This window comes from Tenuibacillus multivorans (genome assembly GCF_900103915.1).
GTDB lineage: Bacteria > Bacillota > Bacilli > Bacillales > Alkalibacillaceae > Tenuibacillus > Tenuibacillus multivorans.
In genome coordinates this window covers 80,518-95,405 of record NZ_FNIG01000002.1, presented here as the reverse complement: position 1 = coordinate 95,405, position 14,888 = coordinate 80,518, and the positions used below count along the sequence as shown (strand labels likewise).

At 37.1% G+C, this 14,888-nt stretch carries 16 protein-coding genes; all 16 read left to right on the top strand.

The features are described from left to right. Genes fliM through BLP77_RS03060 form a run of 16 tightly spaced genes read left to right on the top strand, consistent with a single transcriptional unit; the run spans window position 1 to window position 14,877 of the window. Window positions 1-996 carry a flagellar motor switch protein FliM gene (gene fliM, locus BLP77_RS03135; RefSeq protein ID WP_093855662.1) on the top strand — a complete coding sequence of 332 codons (996 nt, stop codon included), beginning with the start codon at window positions 1-3 and terminating at the stop codon, window positions 994-996. Further along, complete coding sequence (gene fliY / locus BLP77_RS03130) at window positions 986-2,176, top strand: flagellar motor switch phosphatase FliY (RefSeq protein ID WP_093855661.1); 1,191 nt, start codon at window positions 986-988, stop codon at window positions 2,174-2,176. Before fliM ends, fliY begins: the two co-directional genes overlap by 11 nt. A 15-nt stretch (window positions 2,177-2,191) precedes the next feature. Beyond that, entirely contained in the window at window positions 2,192-2,554 is a 363-nt protein-coding gene (locus BLP77_RS03125) for a response regulator (protein WP_093855660.1), read from the top strand. A gap of 21 nt (window positions 2,555-2,575) precedes the next feature. Then, the gene (locus tag BLP77_RS03120; RefSeq protein WP_093855659.1) at window positions 2,576-3,301 is read left to right on the top strand and encodes a flagellar biosynthetic protein FliO; all 726 of its coding nucleotides are present in this window, start codon (window positions 2,576-2,578) and stop codon (window positions 3,299-3,301) included. Continuing rightward, the gene (fliP, locus tag BLP77_RS03115) at window positions 3,294-3,962 is read left to right on the top strand and encodes a flagellar type III secretion system pore protein FliP (protein ID WP_093855658.1); all 669 of its coding nucleotides are present in this window, start codon (window positions 3,294-3,296) and stop codon (window positions 3,960-3,962) included. The genes BLP77_RS03120 and fliP overlap by 8 nt, the downstream gene beginning before the upstream one ends. A 14-nt stretch (window positions 3,963-3,976) precedes the next feature. Further along, window positions 3,977-4,246 carry a flagellar biosynthesis protein FliQ gene (fliQ, locus tag BLP77_RS03110; protein ID WP_093855982.1) on the top strand — a complete coding sequence of 90 codons (270 nt, stop codon included), beginning with the start codon at window positions 3,977-3,979 and terminating at the stop codon, window positions 4,244-4,246. A 1-nt stretch (window position 4,247) separates the two neighbouring features. Next, window positions 4,248-5,027 carry a flagellar biosynthetic protein FliR gene (fliR, locus tag BLP77_RS03105; RefSeq protein WP_093855657.1) on the top strand — a complete coding sequence of 260 codons (780 nt, stop codon included), beginning with the start codon at window positions 4,248-4,250 and terminating at the stop codon, window positions 5,025-5,027. A gap of 3 nt (window positions 5,028-5,030) precedes the next feature. Further along, on the top strand, window positions 5,031-6,113 hold the full coding sequence (gene flhB, locus BLP77_RS03100) for a flagellar biosynthesis protein FlhB (protein WP_093855656.1): 1,083 nt from the start codon (window positions 5,031-5,033) through the stop codon (window positions 6,111-6,113). 20 nt (window positions 6,114-6,133) lie between these two features. Then, window positions 6,134-8,170, top strand: coding sequence for a flagellar biosynthesis protein FlhA (gene flhA, locus BLP77_RS03095; RefSeq protein ID WP_093855655.1), 2,037 nt, complete (start codon window positions 6,134-6,136; stop codon window positions 8,168-8,170). Continuing rightward, entirely contained in the window at window positions 8,167-9,294 is a 1,128-nt protein-coding gene (gene flhF, locus BLP77_RS03090; protein ID WP_093855654.1) for a flagellar biosynthesis GTPase FlhF, read from the top strand. Before flhA ends, flhF begins: the two co-directional genes overlap by 4 nt. Then, window positions 9,288-10,172, top strand: coding sequence for a MinD/ParA family protein (locus BLP77_RS03085; protein WP_093855653.1), 885 nt, complete (start codon window positions 9,288-9,290; stop codon window positions 10,170-10,172). The genes flhF and BLP77_RS03085 overlap by 7 nt, the downstream gene beginning before the upstream one ends. Window positions 10,173-10,175: 3 nt before the next feature. Then, window positions 10,176-11,216, top strand: a complete 1,041-nt coding sequence (locus BLP77_RS03080; RefSeq protein WP_093855652.1) for a protein-glutamate methylesterase/protein-glutamine glutaminase — start codon at window positions 10,176-10,178, stop codon at window positions 11,214-11,216. Window positions 11,217-11,234: 18 nt separating this feature from the next. Continuing rightward, window positions 11,235-13,253 carry a chemotaxis protein CheA gene (locus BLP77_RS03075; RefSeq protein ID WP_093855651.1) on the top strand — a complete coding sequence of 673 codons (2,019 nt, stop codon included), beginning with the start codon at window positions 11,235-11,237 and terminating at the stop codon, window positions 13,251-13,253. 10 nt (window positions 13,254-13,263) lie between these two features. Continuing rightward, entirely contained in the window at window positions 13,264-13,731 is a 468-nt protein-coding gene (locus tag BLP77_RS03070; RefSeq protein WP_093855650.1) for a chemotaxis protein CheW, read from the top strand. A 21-nt stretch (window positions 13,732-13,752) separates the two neighbouring features. Next, window positions 13,753-14,376 (top strand): chemotaxis protein CheC, encoded by a 624-nt coding sequence (locus BLP77_RS03065; protein WP_093855649.1) that lies wholly within the window; start codon window positions 13,753-13,755, stop codon window positions 14,374-14,376. A 3-nt stretch (window positions 14,377-14,379) separates the two neighbouring features. Continuing rightward, the gene (locus BLP77_RS03060) at window positions 14,380-14,877 is read left to right on the top strand and encodes a chemotaxis protein CheD (RefSeq protein WP_093855648.1); all 498 of its coding nucleotides are present in this window, start codon (window positions 14,380-14,382) and stop codon (window positions 14,875-14,877) included. The last annotated feature ends 11 nt before the right edge of the window (window positions 14,878-14,888 follow it).

Genomic DNA, 14,888 nt, shown 5'->3' with positions numbered 1-14,888 from the left:
TTGTCAGAAGATGTTTTATCCCAAGGGGAAATAGACGCACTGCTCTCCGCCATTTCAAGTGGTGAAATGGATGCAGATGAATTAAAACAAGAAGAAACTGAACAAAAAGTAAAGGTTTATGATTTTAAAAGGGCCTTGAGGTTTTCTAAAGACCAAATTAGAGGCTTAACAAGAATACATGAAAACTTTGCTCGTTTAATGACATCGGCCTTATCGGCGCAGCTAAGGACATTTGTCAATATATCCTTAGTTTCGGTTGAACAAATTCCTTATGAAGAATTTATTCGCTCGGTTCCGAAACGAACGATTCTTAATATCTTTTCCGTATCTCCGTTAGAAGGAAGGCTATTATTTGAAGTTAATCCTAATATCGGTTATTCCATCCTCGACCGGACGTTGGGCGGAAAAGGGAACGGAATGAATAAGATTGAAAATTTAACGGAAATTGAATCTCGTATTATGAGTCGTACGTTTGAGAGCTTGATGCAATCTTTAGAAGAAGCTTGGGAATCAATGGTTGAAATTGATACAGCCCTTGAGGATTTAGAGGTTAACCCACAATTTGTTCAGCTAGTTTCACCAAACGAAACTGTAGTTGTAATTACGATGAATACAACGGTTGGTGAATCAACAGGGATGATTAATATTTGTATCCCACATATCGTTTTAGAACCGATTATTTCTAAGTTGTCTATGCATTATTGGATGCAAAATCAGATTAAAGAGATAAAACCAGAGCATTATGATCGGTTATCGAAAAATATTAAACATGTGGAACTGGATGCCAAAGTATTACTCGGCCAGTCTACTATTTCAATAGAAGAGTTTTTAAATCTCGCTCATAACGATGTCATTGCTTTAAATCAAAAAATTGATGATCCATTATTATTAATGGCCAATGAGGAACCGAAGTTTTATGTGCAGCCGGGTAAGCGTAAGCAAAGCTTAGCGGTTCAAATAATCGATGAATTTAGGGGGGAAGATGATGAGCAATAAAGACGATATGCTGTCCCAAGAAGAAATAGATGCCTTATTAAGTGGAGGACAGGGCGATGATTCAGCAGAATCTGAATCAAGTGCATCGAATCAATCCGTACAAACAGACAGTCCCCCATTGGAAGATCACTTTTCGACAATGGAAGTGGATGCCATCGGTGAATTAGGGAATATTTCGTTTGGAAGTTCAGCCACGACCTTATCAACGTTATTGAATCAGAAGGTAGAAATTACAACACCGACTGTTGGTATGGTTGGTAACCATAACCTAACAGATGAATTCCCAACGCCGCATGTAGCCGTGATCGTTGATTACACGGATGGGTTCGAAGGATTTAATCTATTTATTATTAAAAACCATGATGCAGCGATTATTGCTGATCTTATGTTAGGTGGGGATGGAACCAATCCTAACGAAGAATTGGGAGAAATACAGTTAAGTGCTGTCCAGGAAGCGATGAACCAAATGATGGGCTCTGCAGCCACTAGTATGTCATCTGTTTTTAACAAAAAAGTCGATATCTCACCTCCTAAAACATTAGTTTTTGATGTTAAAACAGGTGAGGGAATGGATTACATTCCAAACGAGGATCATTTTGTTAAGGCTTCTTTCCAGCTAAAGGTTGGAGACTTAATTGATTCTAGCATTATGCAATTAATGCCAATTGACTTTACAAAAGACTATGTTAAACAAATTCTTACAGCAGATTCTCAAGAATTTGCAGATTCTGTTGACGATCAGGGTGAAGCGAGTGAACCTGCACCTGCTAAACAACAAGAAGCAGTTGAACCACAATTACAGCAAAGTGAGGCTCAAGCATTGGGTAGTCATAAAGAACAACAAGATACCTTAGATTCAGTTGAATCCGCTCAATTTTCTGAGTTTCCAAGAGATGCTTCTCATGTGACATCAAAAGAGCATCGAAACCTGGAATTATTGATGGATATTCCATTAAATATTTCAGTAGAACTTGGAAGAACGAGAAAGTCGATTAAAGAGATTTTAGAACTAAATACAGGTTCGATTTTAGAGCTTGATAAATTAGCTGGGGAGCCGGTTGATATTCTGATCAATAATCAGTTAATCGCTAAAGGTGAAGTAGTCGTCATTGATGAAAACTTTGGTGTTAGAGTGACAGATATTTTAAACCAGAGCGATCGATTAAAAAAATTAAGATAATAGAGGGGGATCATAATGGGAGAGAAAATTTTAGTTGTAGATGATGCTGCATTTATGCGCATGATGATTAAAGATATTTTGGAAAAGAATGGATTTGAGATTGTAGGAGAAGCAGAAGATGGCGTACAAGCTCTAGAAAAATATAATGAGCTAAACCCAGACCTGGTCACACTCGATATCACGATGCCTGAAAAGGATGGCATTACCGCCTTAAAGGAAATCGTTAGCGATGACCCTGAGGCAAAAGTGGTCATGTGCTCGGCTATGGGTCAACAAGCTATGGTTATCGATGCCATTCAAGCCGGTGCAAAAGACTTTATTGTCAAGCCATTTCAGGCCGATCGTGTCCTTGAAGCTATTAAAAAGGTACTAGAATAAACGCAGTTAGGGTAGGTTCGCATGAAAAAGTTACTTAAAGCAATCATACTTATGCTTGTCATCACGTTATGTCACTCCAGTTGGATGTTAACTTCCAATGCGATGACGGATAATGGCGACAATGTTGATGAGTGGTTTAATCAACAAGATAATCAAGAAGAGCCGGTGTCAGATGAAGGCTCTAGAGAAAACCCTTCTGATGAAACTGAAGGAGTAGGAGAAGAGGAGCCTGCTAGTGAAGGAAACACCGATGATAATGAATCCGCTCCAATTGTACAAGAAGATCGTTCATTATTTTTAGATTTTCTCAAAATGATTGTTGCGCTCATATTTGTATTAGCTTTAATTTACTTCTTACTAAAGTTTATACAAAAACGAAGTCGAATCTATCAACAGAGTCGCTCTTTAGAGAATATTGGTGGTTTAGGGCTTGGTTCTAATAAATCAGTTCAAATAATTCGTGTCGGTAATCAGTACTATTTAATCGGGGTAGGCGAAGATGTTCAATTAATAACTGAAATCGATGATCCTAGTACGATTGAGGATATTACATCGACTTATGATGTTAACAAACAGGATTCGATGTCTTTTCAAAAAATATTAAAAAACTTTCAAAACCGTCATAAGAATCCGTATCAAGAGCAGGAAACAAAACGTCAGTTTCAATCTGAATTACAATCGATGAAAAACACGCGAGAAAGAATGTTAAAACGTTATCAAAATAGAAATGAGGATCACGATGGCTGATTTTGTCTCTCTTTTTTCCAATAATGATCCTGAAAACATATCAACAGCTGTACAATTATTACTCTTATTAACCGTTCTGACGTTAGCGCCTAGTCTATTAATCTTGTTAACGAGTTTTACAAGAATAGTCATTGTACTAGGATTTGTACGAACATCTTTGGCGACACAGCAAATGCCACCGAACCAAGTTTTAATTGCTTTAGCCTTGTTCTTAACATTTTTTATTATGGCACCGACATTCGGGGAAGTTTACGATGAAGCATTAGAGCCGATGTTCAATGAAGAAATTTCATTGGACGAAGCTTATGAACGTGCGGCCTTACCTTTTAAAGAGTTTATGTCGAAGCATACGAGGCAAAAGGATTTGGCACTATTTTTAGATTATTCAGGGGCTGAGCGTCCTGAAAGTGTAAATGATATACCATTAACTTCTCTAATTCCAGCCTTTGCGATTAGTGAATTAAAAACAGCCTTTCAAATGGGATTTATGATATTTATACCTTTTCTAGTAATTGATATGGCTGTTGCGAGTGTATTAATGTCGATGGGTATGATGATGTTACCGCCTGTTATGATTTCGTTACCATTTAAAATTTTGTTATTCGTCATCGTAGACGGTTGGTATTTAATTACCCATTCATTATTAGAAAGCTTTTCATAGAAAGTAGGTAAATGATGAGTGCAGATACAGTTATAGCTTTAGCAGAACAAGGGGTTTATACGATTTTAATCGTGGTAGGTCCACTCCTATTACTAGCACTGGCTGTCGGTCTGTTAGTTAGTATTTTTCAAGCGACGACACAGATTCAAGAACAAACCTTAGCCTTTATACCAAAAATTATAGCTGTATTTGTTGGAATCGTCTTTTTTGGGCCTTGGATGCTGCAACGAATGATTGAGTTTACGATTAGTATTTTTAACAACATAAGTCGAGTAGTGGGTTAACATGATTGAAGCTTTAGATTTAACTAGATTACCCGGAATCCTATTAATATTTGCTAGATTATCTGGATTTTTTATGATGGTTCCGTTTTTTTCATATCGATCGATTCCGATGAACCACCGAGTTGCGTTTGTCATTCTTTTAACATGGGTTATGTATTTCGTTGTTGATATACCGGTGCTCATATTCGATGGATTTTTTGTCATTTTGCTACTAAAAGAAATTACAGTTGGCCTATTCATTGGGTTATTGGCTTATATTATTCTTTCAGCTGTTCAGATTGCGGGTGGCTTTATTGATTTCCAAATGGGGTTTGCAATTGCCAATATCGTAGACCCACAAACCGGTGTACAAAGCCCGATCATTGGTCAGTATTTTTATATTTTTACCTTGTTATTGTTAGTGGCTACAGATGCTCATCATTTGTTATTAGATGGGATTTATTATAGCTATCAATTTATCGAGATTAATGAACTCATTAATATTTCAAGTGAATCGTTCCCGGAATTTATTATGAAGACATTTGGGCAAATGTTCGCGATTGCCTTTCAAATGTCGATTCCAATCGTTGGGATGCTGTTTTTAGTCGATATTGCCCTGGGTATGATCGCAAGAACTGTCCCACAGGTTAACGTATTTGTCGTTGGCTTACCATTAAAAATACTAGTTAGTTTTGCGGTTTTATTAATCTTTTTTAGTTTCTTTTACGTTTTAATCACGAATTTGTTTGACTATATGCTAGTTGCTATGAGAGATCTAATGCGGATTTTGGGTGGGTCATAAATAATGAAGCCATTGCGTTTAGATTTACAATTTTTTAATCAAGAAAAAACTGAAAAAGCGACTCCAAAGAAACGTCAAGACTCTAGAAAAAAGGGCCAAGTAGCAAAAAGTCAAGACGTCAATACGTCGGTTATGCTTTTTATAGTCTTCATGTTTTTGATCGTTTTTGGATCTTTTATGGGTGAGATTCTAACGGGCATGTATACATATAGCTTTACAGAATTTATTCATTGGGAATTAACAGCTTCTAATATTGAATCCATCATGTTCCAAATGACTGTTGAGGCTGTTAAACTCGTACTCCCAATTATGGCAGTCGCTATTGTGGCAGCTTTTTTAGCTAATTACATACAAATTGGATTTTTATTTTCGACTGAGGCGATTAAATTTGATTTAAAAAAGGTCGACCCGATTAAAGGTTTTAAACGAATTTTTTCAGCTCGGGCTTTAGTAGAGTTTTTAAAGTCGATGCTTAAAATCTTAGCTATAGGTGCCGTTTGTTTTACAATTATTTGGATTAATAAAGATGATATGATGCTTCTCTCGATGAAAAGTGTCAATGAATCTATTGCATTCTTTGGTCAGTTAACGGTATGGATGGGGATTGCCTCATCATTAGTTTTAATGTTTTTAGCTATTCCTGATTATTTATACCAACGTTATGATTACGAAAAAAACATTCGTATGTCTAAGCAGGATGTAAAAGATGAACATAAAAACATTGAAGGGGATCCATTAATTAAGTCGAGAATAAAAGAACAACAAAGGCAAATGGCGCAGCAACGAATGATGAGTGAGGTTCCTGAGGCGGACGTTGTCATCACGAACCCAACTCATTTTGCGGTTGCGATTAAATATGAAGAGGCCAAGTCGGATACACCATTTGTTGTGGCAAAGGGTGTTGATTATATCGCTTTTAAGATCAAGGAAATTGCCAAAGCCCATGATGTGATAACCTTGGAAAATCGGTCTTTGGCACGGGGTTTATATCAAGCTGTTGAATTGGGTGATGAAATCCCAGAGGAATTTTTCCAGGCTGTAGCAGAGGTTTTAGCTTATGTCTACAGTGTGCAGCGTAAAGCGTAGTAGTGAAGCGAGGTAATGTTATGTCAGCGAGAGACTTATCTGTATTAATAGGTGTCATACTAATAGTTATCATGTTAGTTATTCCGCTACCAGGTGGTTTATTAAGCTTTCTTATTCTAATGAACATTTCATTAGCCTTAATTGTAATCCTGGTTGCGATGAATACGAAAGAACCTTTAGATTTTGCTATTTTTCCATCATTACTATTATTATTAACGTTATTTCGATTAGGATTAAACGTTTCAACGACAAGATCAATTTTATCAAATGCCGAAGCCGGTGGGGTTATCGATACATTTGGTAACTTTGTAACGGGTGGTAGTACGTTTGTCGGTTTCGTTATCTTTTTGATTTTAGTTGTCATTCAATTTATCGTGATCACTAAAGGTGCTGAACGTGTATCAGAAGTGGCGGCTCGTTTTACATTAGATGCGATGCCAGGTAAACAGATGAGTATTGATGCTGACTTAAACGCAGGCTTAATTACAGAACAACAGGCGAAAGAACGACGTGAAAAGATAGAGAATGAAGCTGATTTTTATGGTGCGATGGATGGTGCTAGTAAGTTCGTAAAAGGGGATGCGATTGCTGGTATCGTCATTGTTCTTGTTAACATAATATTTGGTTTTATAATCGGGATGACGCAATTTGGCTATTCGTTTACTCAAACGGTCGATGTCTTTATGCGTTTGACCGTAGGGGATGGATTAGTTTCACAAATCCCTGCTTTATTAATTGCGACAGCGACCGGCATAATCGTAACACGTGTTGCAGCGGAGGGTAATTTATCTTATGATGTCACGGCGCAATTATTTAGATATCCTAAATTATTATATGTAGCAGCTGGAGCTATCTTTTTACTCGGACTAACACCAATTAATTTTGGCCTTACCACGTCGATTGCTGCCGCATTAGGTATTGGTGGCTTTTATTTAGATTCAGCTCAGCAGCGTCAGGAAGAAGTAGATGATTTTGTTGATGACGAAGAAGAAACCTCTCAAGAAATGTCATCACCAGAAAGTGTGGTTCAACTATTAAATACTGATCCGATTGAGTTTGAGTTTGGTTATGCTTTGATTCCAATTGCTGATACAAACCAAGGCGGAGATTTATTAGATCGAATTGTCATGATTAGACGTCAGCTCGCACTAGAGCTGGGTATGGTAATTCCAGTTGTCAGAATTCGAGATAATATTCAACTCAATCCGAATGAATACCAATTAAAAATTAAAGGAAATGAAGTAGCTAAGGGTGAATTGTACTTAAATCATTATTTAGCGATGAGTCCAGATATTGAGGACGATACAATCGATGGGATCGATACGCTTGAACCCGCGTTCGGCTTACCTGCTAAGTGGATTAATGAAGAGGTGAAGGATGAAGCCGAATTATCGGGCTACACGGTGGTTGATCCACCGTCAGTCGTCTCGACGCACATTACCGAAGTGATTAAAAAGCATGCCAGCCAATTATTAGGCCGGGAAGAAACAAAACAATTAATCGATCACCTAAAAGAGAGTCATCCAATACTGGTTGAAGAAGTAACCCCAGAACCATTATCGATTGGGGATATTCAAAAAATACTTGGTAAATTGTTGGATGAACAAGTGGCTATCCGTAATTTACCTACTATCTTTGAAACATTGGCTGATTACGGAAAACTCACCAATGACACAGACTTATTAGCTGAATATAGTCGACAATCCTTATCGGTTCAGATTACCAAACAGTATATGAACGACGATCGCATCATGAAGGTTGTAACGTTGTCACCACATCTAGAAAAATTAATCGTTGATAACATTCAACAAACAGAACACGGCAATTTTTTAAACCTTGACCCAGAACAACAGCAGGCGATGATTGAAGCTATTAACCAAGAAACCAATCGTGCATTCGTTCAAGAATCTGCCGCAATCGTTCTATGCTCACCAGCTGTTCGAATGTATGTGAAACAATTAATTAGCCGTTTTCTACCAGAAGTTGTTGTCCTATCATATAATGAATTAGAACCGGATGCTGATGTCGAGAGTGCAGGGGTGGTGAATGTATCATGAAGGTGAAAAAATATACAGCACCAACAATGCCTGAAGCCATGAAGGTGGTTCGTCAAGATTTAGGGCAATCCGCTGTTATTTTAAACTCACGCGAACAACGAACAAGAGGTTTCTTAGGGTTGTTTCGAAAAAAGTATATTGAGGTCTTTGCAGCGGTGGATCCTAATCCTGGCATTGAACCGCAAACTAACAGGATTAAAAGGCCGATTAAAGAAACGTTTGAGGTTCGACAACCGGTTAACAATGCTAGAGAATCCAATGATGACATCTTAAAAGAAATTAAAGCATTAAAAACGCAATTAAATCAACAAGAAACCAAAAAAACTATGCTGCCTTTGCCGATACAAAACATACATAGTCAACTAGAGAATCAAGAATTAAACCATTCTGTCATTAACGAGGTCGTACCGATTTTATTAGAGCAATATTATTCAAAACATAATGATGATCCGCAATCGCTTATGACTTACGTTAAACATTACTTTTTAACAAAACTAAAAGATGATAATGCTTTTTCAAAACATGACAGCAAAGCAAGATGGATATACTTATTGGGAGCTACAGGGGTCGGTAAAACGACAACAATTGCTAAGCTTGCGGCATCGTCTTCAATTGCTAGTGGTAAGCGTATTGCTTTTATAACGTTAGATACATATCGAATAGCTGCCATTGATCAATTGAAAACCTATGCCAAGATTTTAAATGTACCAGTTGAGGTTGCTTATAATCTACAAGATTTTGAAAAAGCAAAAGAGAAATTTAAAGATTACGATATCGTTTTTATCGACTCTGCTGGACGAAATTATCTTAAAGACGAATATATAAACCGAATTCAAGACTTTGTGACCTTTGGCGAAAATGAGGAAATTTATTGTGTTTTATCTTTAACTTCGAAACAGAAAGACTTAGATCAAATTTTTCAAAGGTTTTCCAAGCTAAACATCGATCGCGTTATTTTTACTAAGGCGGATGAGACATCACAGTTCGGTACGATTTATAATTTATGGAAGAAATACAAATTTAAAATATCTTATATTACTTTTGGACAAAGTGTACCAGACGACATTCAAGAAGCGACACCTGAGTTAATCGCTGACTTGATAGTAGGTGAAAAGGAATGGTAAAGGATCAAGCTTATGAGTTAAGGAAAAAAGTAAATCGAGAACATGGGGAAAAACAGCAGGCTCATACGATAGCTGTTTTTAGTGGGAAGGGTGGTGTAGGAAAGTCAAGCTTCGCACTAAATTTCGCCATTTGTCTAAGTAAGCAAGGGAAAAAGGTATTAATTTTTGACTTAGACATTGGCATGGGCAATATTGATATTTTACTAGGAATGTATCCTAAGCATACGTTGACATCTTTGCTAGAAGAAAGATTAAATATCGAGGATATCATCGAACATGGACCTACTAATTTATCTTATATTGCGGCCGGTACAGGTTTAACGGATTTCTTTCACTTAAATATTGAACGATTTGAATACTTTTTAGAACAGTTAGGGACCGTTACAGAGACCTATGATTATATCATTTTTGATTTGGGTGCAGGTATGTCAGAGGAGCATATGGCTTTTATATCTGCCGCAGATGAATGTTTTGTCGTGACAACGACGGAACCGACGTCGATAACAGATGCCTATGCCGCGATTAAACATATAGTTCTTGACCGCGAGCAGGTTAATATTTCTTTATTGGTTAATCGCGTTTCTAATATAAATGAAGCGTTTCTAGTTTATGAGCGGCTTCGAGCAGCAGTTAACAATTTTCTATCCTATGAAATAAAATTACTTGGAAGCTTACCAGATGATCCTGCTGTGATTAAGGCGGTTAAGGATCAAATGCCATATTATCTTATTAACAGCCGATCTAGAGTCAGTAAAATGATGGCCAAACTAGTTCTTGATTATTTGAAGGAAAAAAATGAATTAATTGATTCAACTAATTCAAATGACATGATGTTTGTTAGTAAATTAAAGTCACTTTTTAAAAGAAAGGTAGAATAGAACATGAACAACATACGGGTACTCGTCGTCGATGATTCAGCATTCATGAGAAAAATGATATCCGATATGATTAACGAAGCTGACGGCCTGGAAGTGGTAGATACAGCACGTAATGGTGAAGTTGCGATCAAGAAGATTAAACAGTTTAACCCGGATGTTGTGACACTAGATGTCGAAATGCCGGTGATGGACGGGCTTACAGCATTAAAACAAATCATGCGTGATATTCCAGTTCCCGTAATTATGTTATCAAGCCTAACCGTTGAAGGTGCGAATAGCACGATTCAGTCTATTGAATTCGGTGCAGTAGATTTCTTGTCTAAACCATCAGGGCCTATTTCATTAGATATAGAAAATGTACAGCAAGAGCTTGTCCAAAAAATTAAAGCAGCTTCACAAGCCAATATTTATAAATATCAGCTTGATGAAAAAGTAGAACTCAAACAAACAACACCGAACTTTAAATATCAACAATTCATCGTGTCAATCGGCGTATCAACAGGGGGACCCAAAGCTTTACAAACCCTTTTACAAGACATTCCAAAAAACTTTCCAGCACCGATTTTAATCGTACAACACATGCCACCAAGATTCACAAAGTCTCTAGCTGATCGTTTAAACCGTATATCGAATATAACGGTAAAGGAAGCAACGAGCGGAGAATTGTTAAAAGAGGGGTTTGCTTATGTAGCGCCAGGTGGCTACCATCTGAGAGTAGAAAATAAAAACTCATCATTAGTAACTGTATTAGATCAAACGAAAACGATAAGCAGTCACTGCCCATCTGTTAATGAACTATTTCAATCGCTAGCCAATATATCAGGATTTAATCACATTGGGTTAGTTTTAACGGGTATGGGGAACGATGGAACAATAGGAGCAAAGGAACTGAAAGAAAAAACGGATTCGAATTACCTCATGGCTGAATCTGAAAAAACGGCTGTTATTTATGGCATGCCTCGATCAATCGTTGAAAAGGTTGGAGCAGACTCTATTTTACCAATTGATCAAATGGCAATTGCTTTAACTAGATTAGTAAAATGACTAAGGGGGAATACACTGATGGATACGAATCAATATTTAGAAGTATTTATCGATGAAAGTACGGAAAACTTACAGGTTGTAAATGACCGACTACTTGATTTAGAGAAAAATGCTGATGATTTATCTATTGTGAATGATATCTTTAGAGCAGCTCATACCTTAAAAGGTATGTCAGCAACAATGGGGTTTGAGGATTTAGCCGATTTAACACATAAACTTGAAAACGTACTTGATGCTATTCGAAATGAACAAATTAATGTGTCGACGTCAATCTTAGATGTCCTCTTTGATTCTGTTGAGGCATTGGAGGATATGATTTCTGATATTTCTAACGGTGGCGATGGAAAAAAAGATGTCCAAGCCATTGTTGGTCAGCTAAAGGCTATTGAATCGGGTGAAGCGGTTGGAGAAAACGAATCACCTAAAAGTGAAACAGCAACCCAATTATCAAGCGATATTTCATTGGATGAATTCGAGCAGACTGTTTTAGAAGAAGCACTATCTCAAGGTCAACATGTCTATCACATCAGTGTCTCCCTAGCGGAAGATTGTTTACTAAAGGCAGCTAGAGTGTATATGGTATTTGAAGTCCTTGAACAATCAGGTGAAGTCATAAAATCCATTCCAACCGTTGAACAATTAGAGGATGAACAATTTGATGAAACCTTTGACATCATTGTTGTATCAGAGCAAGATGATGAGGCAATTAAGGCAAAAATCTATAAGGTATCAGAAGTGAAAGATGTTCAAATTAAAGCTTTTGACTCTAGTCGTATCCGTTCTGAAGAAGAAGGTACAACTGAAGAAGAGGTTTCAGCAACAACTGAAGCTAAACCTGAGAAAGAGTCGGAGGAAACAGATAGTCCGAAACGACAAAAAGCTGTTTCAAATAAGACAATACGAGTTAATATTGAACGCTTAGATACGTTGATGAATCTATTTGAAGAAATGATTATTGATCGTGGGCGTCTCGAACAAATCTCACGAGAAATTGAACATCAAGACTTTCGTGAAACAGTTGAACGGATGACTCGTATTTCAAGCGATTTACAAAATGTCATTTTAACGATGCGAATGGTACCGATTGAACAGGTGTTTAACCGTTTCCCACGCATGGTAAGGAATTTAGCTCGGGATTTAGGTAAGAAGATTGATTTTCAAATTGAGGGTGCCGAAACAGAACTCGATCGAACGGTTATTGATGAAATCGGTGATCCATTAGTTCACTTAATACGTAATGCGGTGGACCATGGGATTGAAACACCTGAAAAAAGAGCTGCCTCAGGAAAATCTGAAACAGGTCGATTAATTTTAAAGGCTTATCACAGTGGAAACCATGTCTTTGTAGAAATTAAAGATGATGGTGGAGGTATTAACCAAGATAAGGTCTTACAAAAGGCGTTAAAGAATGACATCATAACTAATGAACAAGCTTCCAACTTAAATGATCGTCAAATATTTGAACTAATTATGGCAAGCGGATTTTCAACAGCAGATCAAATATCGGATATTTCAGGACGAGGTGTTGGACTTGATGTCGTTAAAAACACGATTGAATCACTCGGTGGAACAATTGAAATAGATTCGGAGTATGGAGAAGGCACAACCTTTTCTATTAAACTACCATTAACCTTATCGATTATTTCAGTTTTATTAGTCGTATTGAAGGATGAAACATTTGCAGTACCGCTATCATCCATTATTGAAACAGCTGTTATTCATAAAAAAGAAATCTACAAAGCTCGTGGACGAGAAGTTATCGATTTCAGAGGAAACATCGTGCCATTAGTCCATTTGAAAGAAGTGTTTGCGGTCGAACAAGATCAGGATAATGCGGATGATTACTATTCAGTCGTCATTGTACGAAAAGGTGATCAGATGGCTGGGTTAGTTGTTGATTCCTTTATCGGACAAAAAGAGATCGTGCTTAAAAATTTAGGACAATACTTAAAGGATGTTTTTGCTATATCTGGTGCTACCATTTTAGGAGATGGAGAAGTTGCCTTAATAGTTGATACAAACGCTTTAATTAAATAGGGGGATTTTCATGTTAGAAACTACGTCAAATCAATCGAAAATGATCGTATTTCAGTTAAAAGATGAGTATTATGGAGTTCCAGTTGATACAGTCGGTTCCATCGAAAGGGTCCAACAAATCACACGAGTACCTAATACGCAAAGCTTTATAAAAGGTGTTATTAATCTACGTGGTGTTGTGACACCCATTATAGATTTAAGGGAACGTTTTCAGATGGATGCTGCTGAATTCACAGATCAGACACGTATTATTATCGTACATTTTGATGGTAAGGATGTTGGATTAATTGTAGATAGTGCCAAGGATGTCGTTGATTTACCTGAAGATTCGATTGAACCTCCTCCTGAAGTCATTGGATCTGTCGAGGTTGATTATATTCGAGGTGTGGCTAAGGACAACAATCGTTTATTAATCTTACTAAATTTAGAAAAAGTTTTATCAATGGATGAAAAAGAGTCTTTATCTACTGTTGATTAAAATCTAAGAAAGGGACTAACGATGACCGAATTATCAAAATTTAGCCAAATACATTTAGATTTGCTGAAAGAAATCGGTAATATTGGGGCTGGAAATGCAACGACTGCTTTATCGAATCTGTTGAACACGCCGATTCATATGAATGTACCGGTCGTTAACATTGTCTCATTTGACGACGCTATGAATTTAGCGGGCGGAGCAGAAGAAGTTCAAGCTGCGCTTTTAGTAGAATTTGAAGGTGAATTTTCGGGCAATGTTTTTTTCTTAATCTCACCAGAAAACGCGGATCAATTTGTCCAAATGTTAACACAAGACCCTAACCAATCATTATTATCAGATGATAATGATATCGCGATATCAGCGTTTTTAGAGCTTGGTAATATCTTAACAGGTTCATACTTACGAGCATTATCCGACTTTATTAGTGCCAACTTATATCAATTAGTTCCTAATGCCGCAATCGACATGGTTGGAGCCTTGATATCACAAGGCTTAATCGAAACATCAACTGTATCAGATCAAGTAATTCTAATTGAAACCGTACTTAGCTCAGATCAGCTTGATGACGAGATTAAAGGGCATTTCTTTTTATTACCTGATCCAGGTGCGTTTCATAGAATATTTGAATTATTAGGAGTTCAATAAAACATGGAACATGTAATGGATAAAGTAAAAGTTGGTATTGCAGATCTAAATGTAGTAAGGCAGCCGCAAAAGATATCGACCTCAGGCTTAGGCTCGTGTGTAGGACTTGTATTGTATGATGAACAGCAGGTATTAGCAGGGTTAGTTCATGTTATGCTACCAGATTCGTCCTTATCACGTACTGAGGTAACTAAACCTGGTAAATTTGCAGACACGGGAATAAATGCGTTAATTAAGTTGATGGAGGAAAAAGGTAGCATTAAATGTAACCTAAAAGCTAAGATGGCGGGTGGAGCACAAATGTTCAACCTTGCATCAAAAAATGAAAATATGCGCATCGGTCACAAAAATATCGTCGCTATTGAAAAGATATTAACGCACGAATCTATACCGATTTTGTCTAAAGATGTTGGTGGTCATAAAGGCCGCTCAATCGAATTTGATACGGATACCAATCTGTTAAAAATTCGTACTGTTTATGAAGGCGTCACTTATATTTAATCTGTAAGGTT

Bases quoted from the DNA above. Each gene is read 5' to 3' on its own strand.
- fliY (WP_093855661.1), top strand. From the start codon at position 986: ATGAGCAATAAAGACGATATGCTGTCCCAAGAAGAAATAGATGCCTTA.
- BLP77_RS03125 (WP_093855660.1), top strand. From the start codon at position 2,192: ATGGGAGAGAAAATTTTAGTTGTAGATGATGCTGCATTTATGCGCATG.
- BLP77_RS03120 (WP_093855659.1), top strand. From the start codon at position 2,576: ATGAAAAAGTTACTTAAAGCAATCATACTTATGCTTGTCATCACGTTA.
- fliP (WP_093855658.1), top strand. From the start codon at position 3,294: ATGGCTGATTTTGTCTCTCTTTTTTCCAATAATGATCCTGAAAACATA.
- fliQ (WP_093855982.1), top strand. From the start codon at position 3,977: ATGAGTGCAGATACAGTTATAGCTTTAGCAGAACAAGGGGTTTATACG.
- fliR (WP_093855657.1), top strand. From the start codon at position 4,248: ATGATTGAAGCTTTAGATTTAACTAGATTACCCGGAATCCTATTAATA.
- flhB (WP_093855656.1), top strand. From the start codon at position 5,031: ATGAAGCCATTGCGTTTAGATTTACAATTTTTTAATCAAGAAAAAACT.
- flhA (WP_093855655.1), top strand. From the start codon at position 6,134: ATGTCAGCGAGAGACTTATCTGTATTAATAGGTGTCATACTAATAGTT.
- flhF (WP_093855654.1), top strand. From the start codon at position 8,167: ATGAAGGTGAAAAAATATACAGCACCAACAATGCCTGAAGCCATGAAG.
- BLP77_RS03085 (WP_093855653.1), top strand. From the start codon at position 9,288: ATGGTAAAGGATCAAGCTTATGAGTTAAGGAAAAAAGTAAATCGAGAA.
- BLP77_RS03080 (WP_093855652.1), top strand. From the start codon at position 10,176: ATGAACAACATACGGGTACTCGTCGTCGATGATTCAGCATTCATGAGA.
- BLP77_RS03075 (WP_093855651.1), top strand. From the start codon at position 11,235: ATGGATACGAATCAATATTTAGAAGTATTTATCGATGAAAGTACGGAA.
- BLP77_RS03070 (WP_093855650.1), top strand. From the start codon at position 13,264: ATGTTAGAAACTACGTCAAATCAATCGAAAATGATCGTATTTCAGTTA.
- BLP77_RS03065 (WP_093855649.1), top strand. From the start codon at position 13,753: ATGACCGAATTATCAAAATTTAGCCAAATACATTTAGATTTGCTGAAA.
- BLP77_RS03060 (WP_093855648.1), top strand. From the start codon at position 14,380: ATGGAACATGTAATGGATAAAGTAAAAGTTGGTATTGCAGATCTAAAT.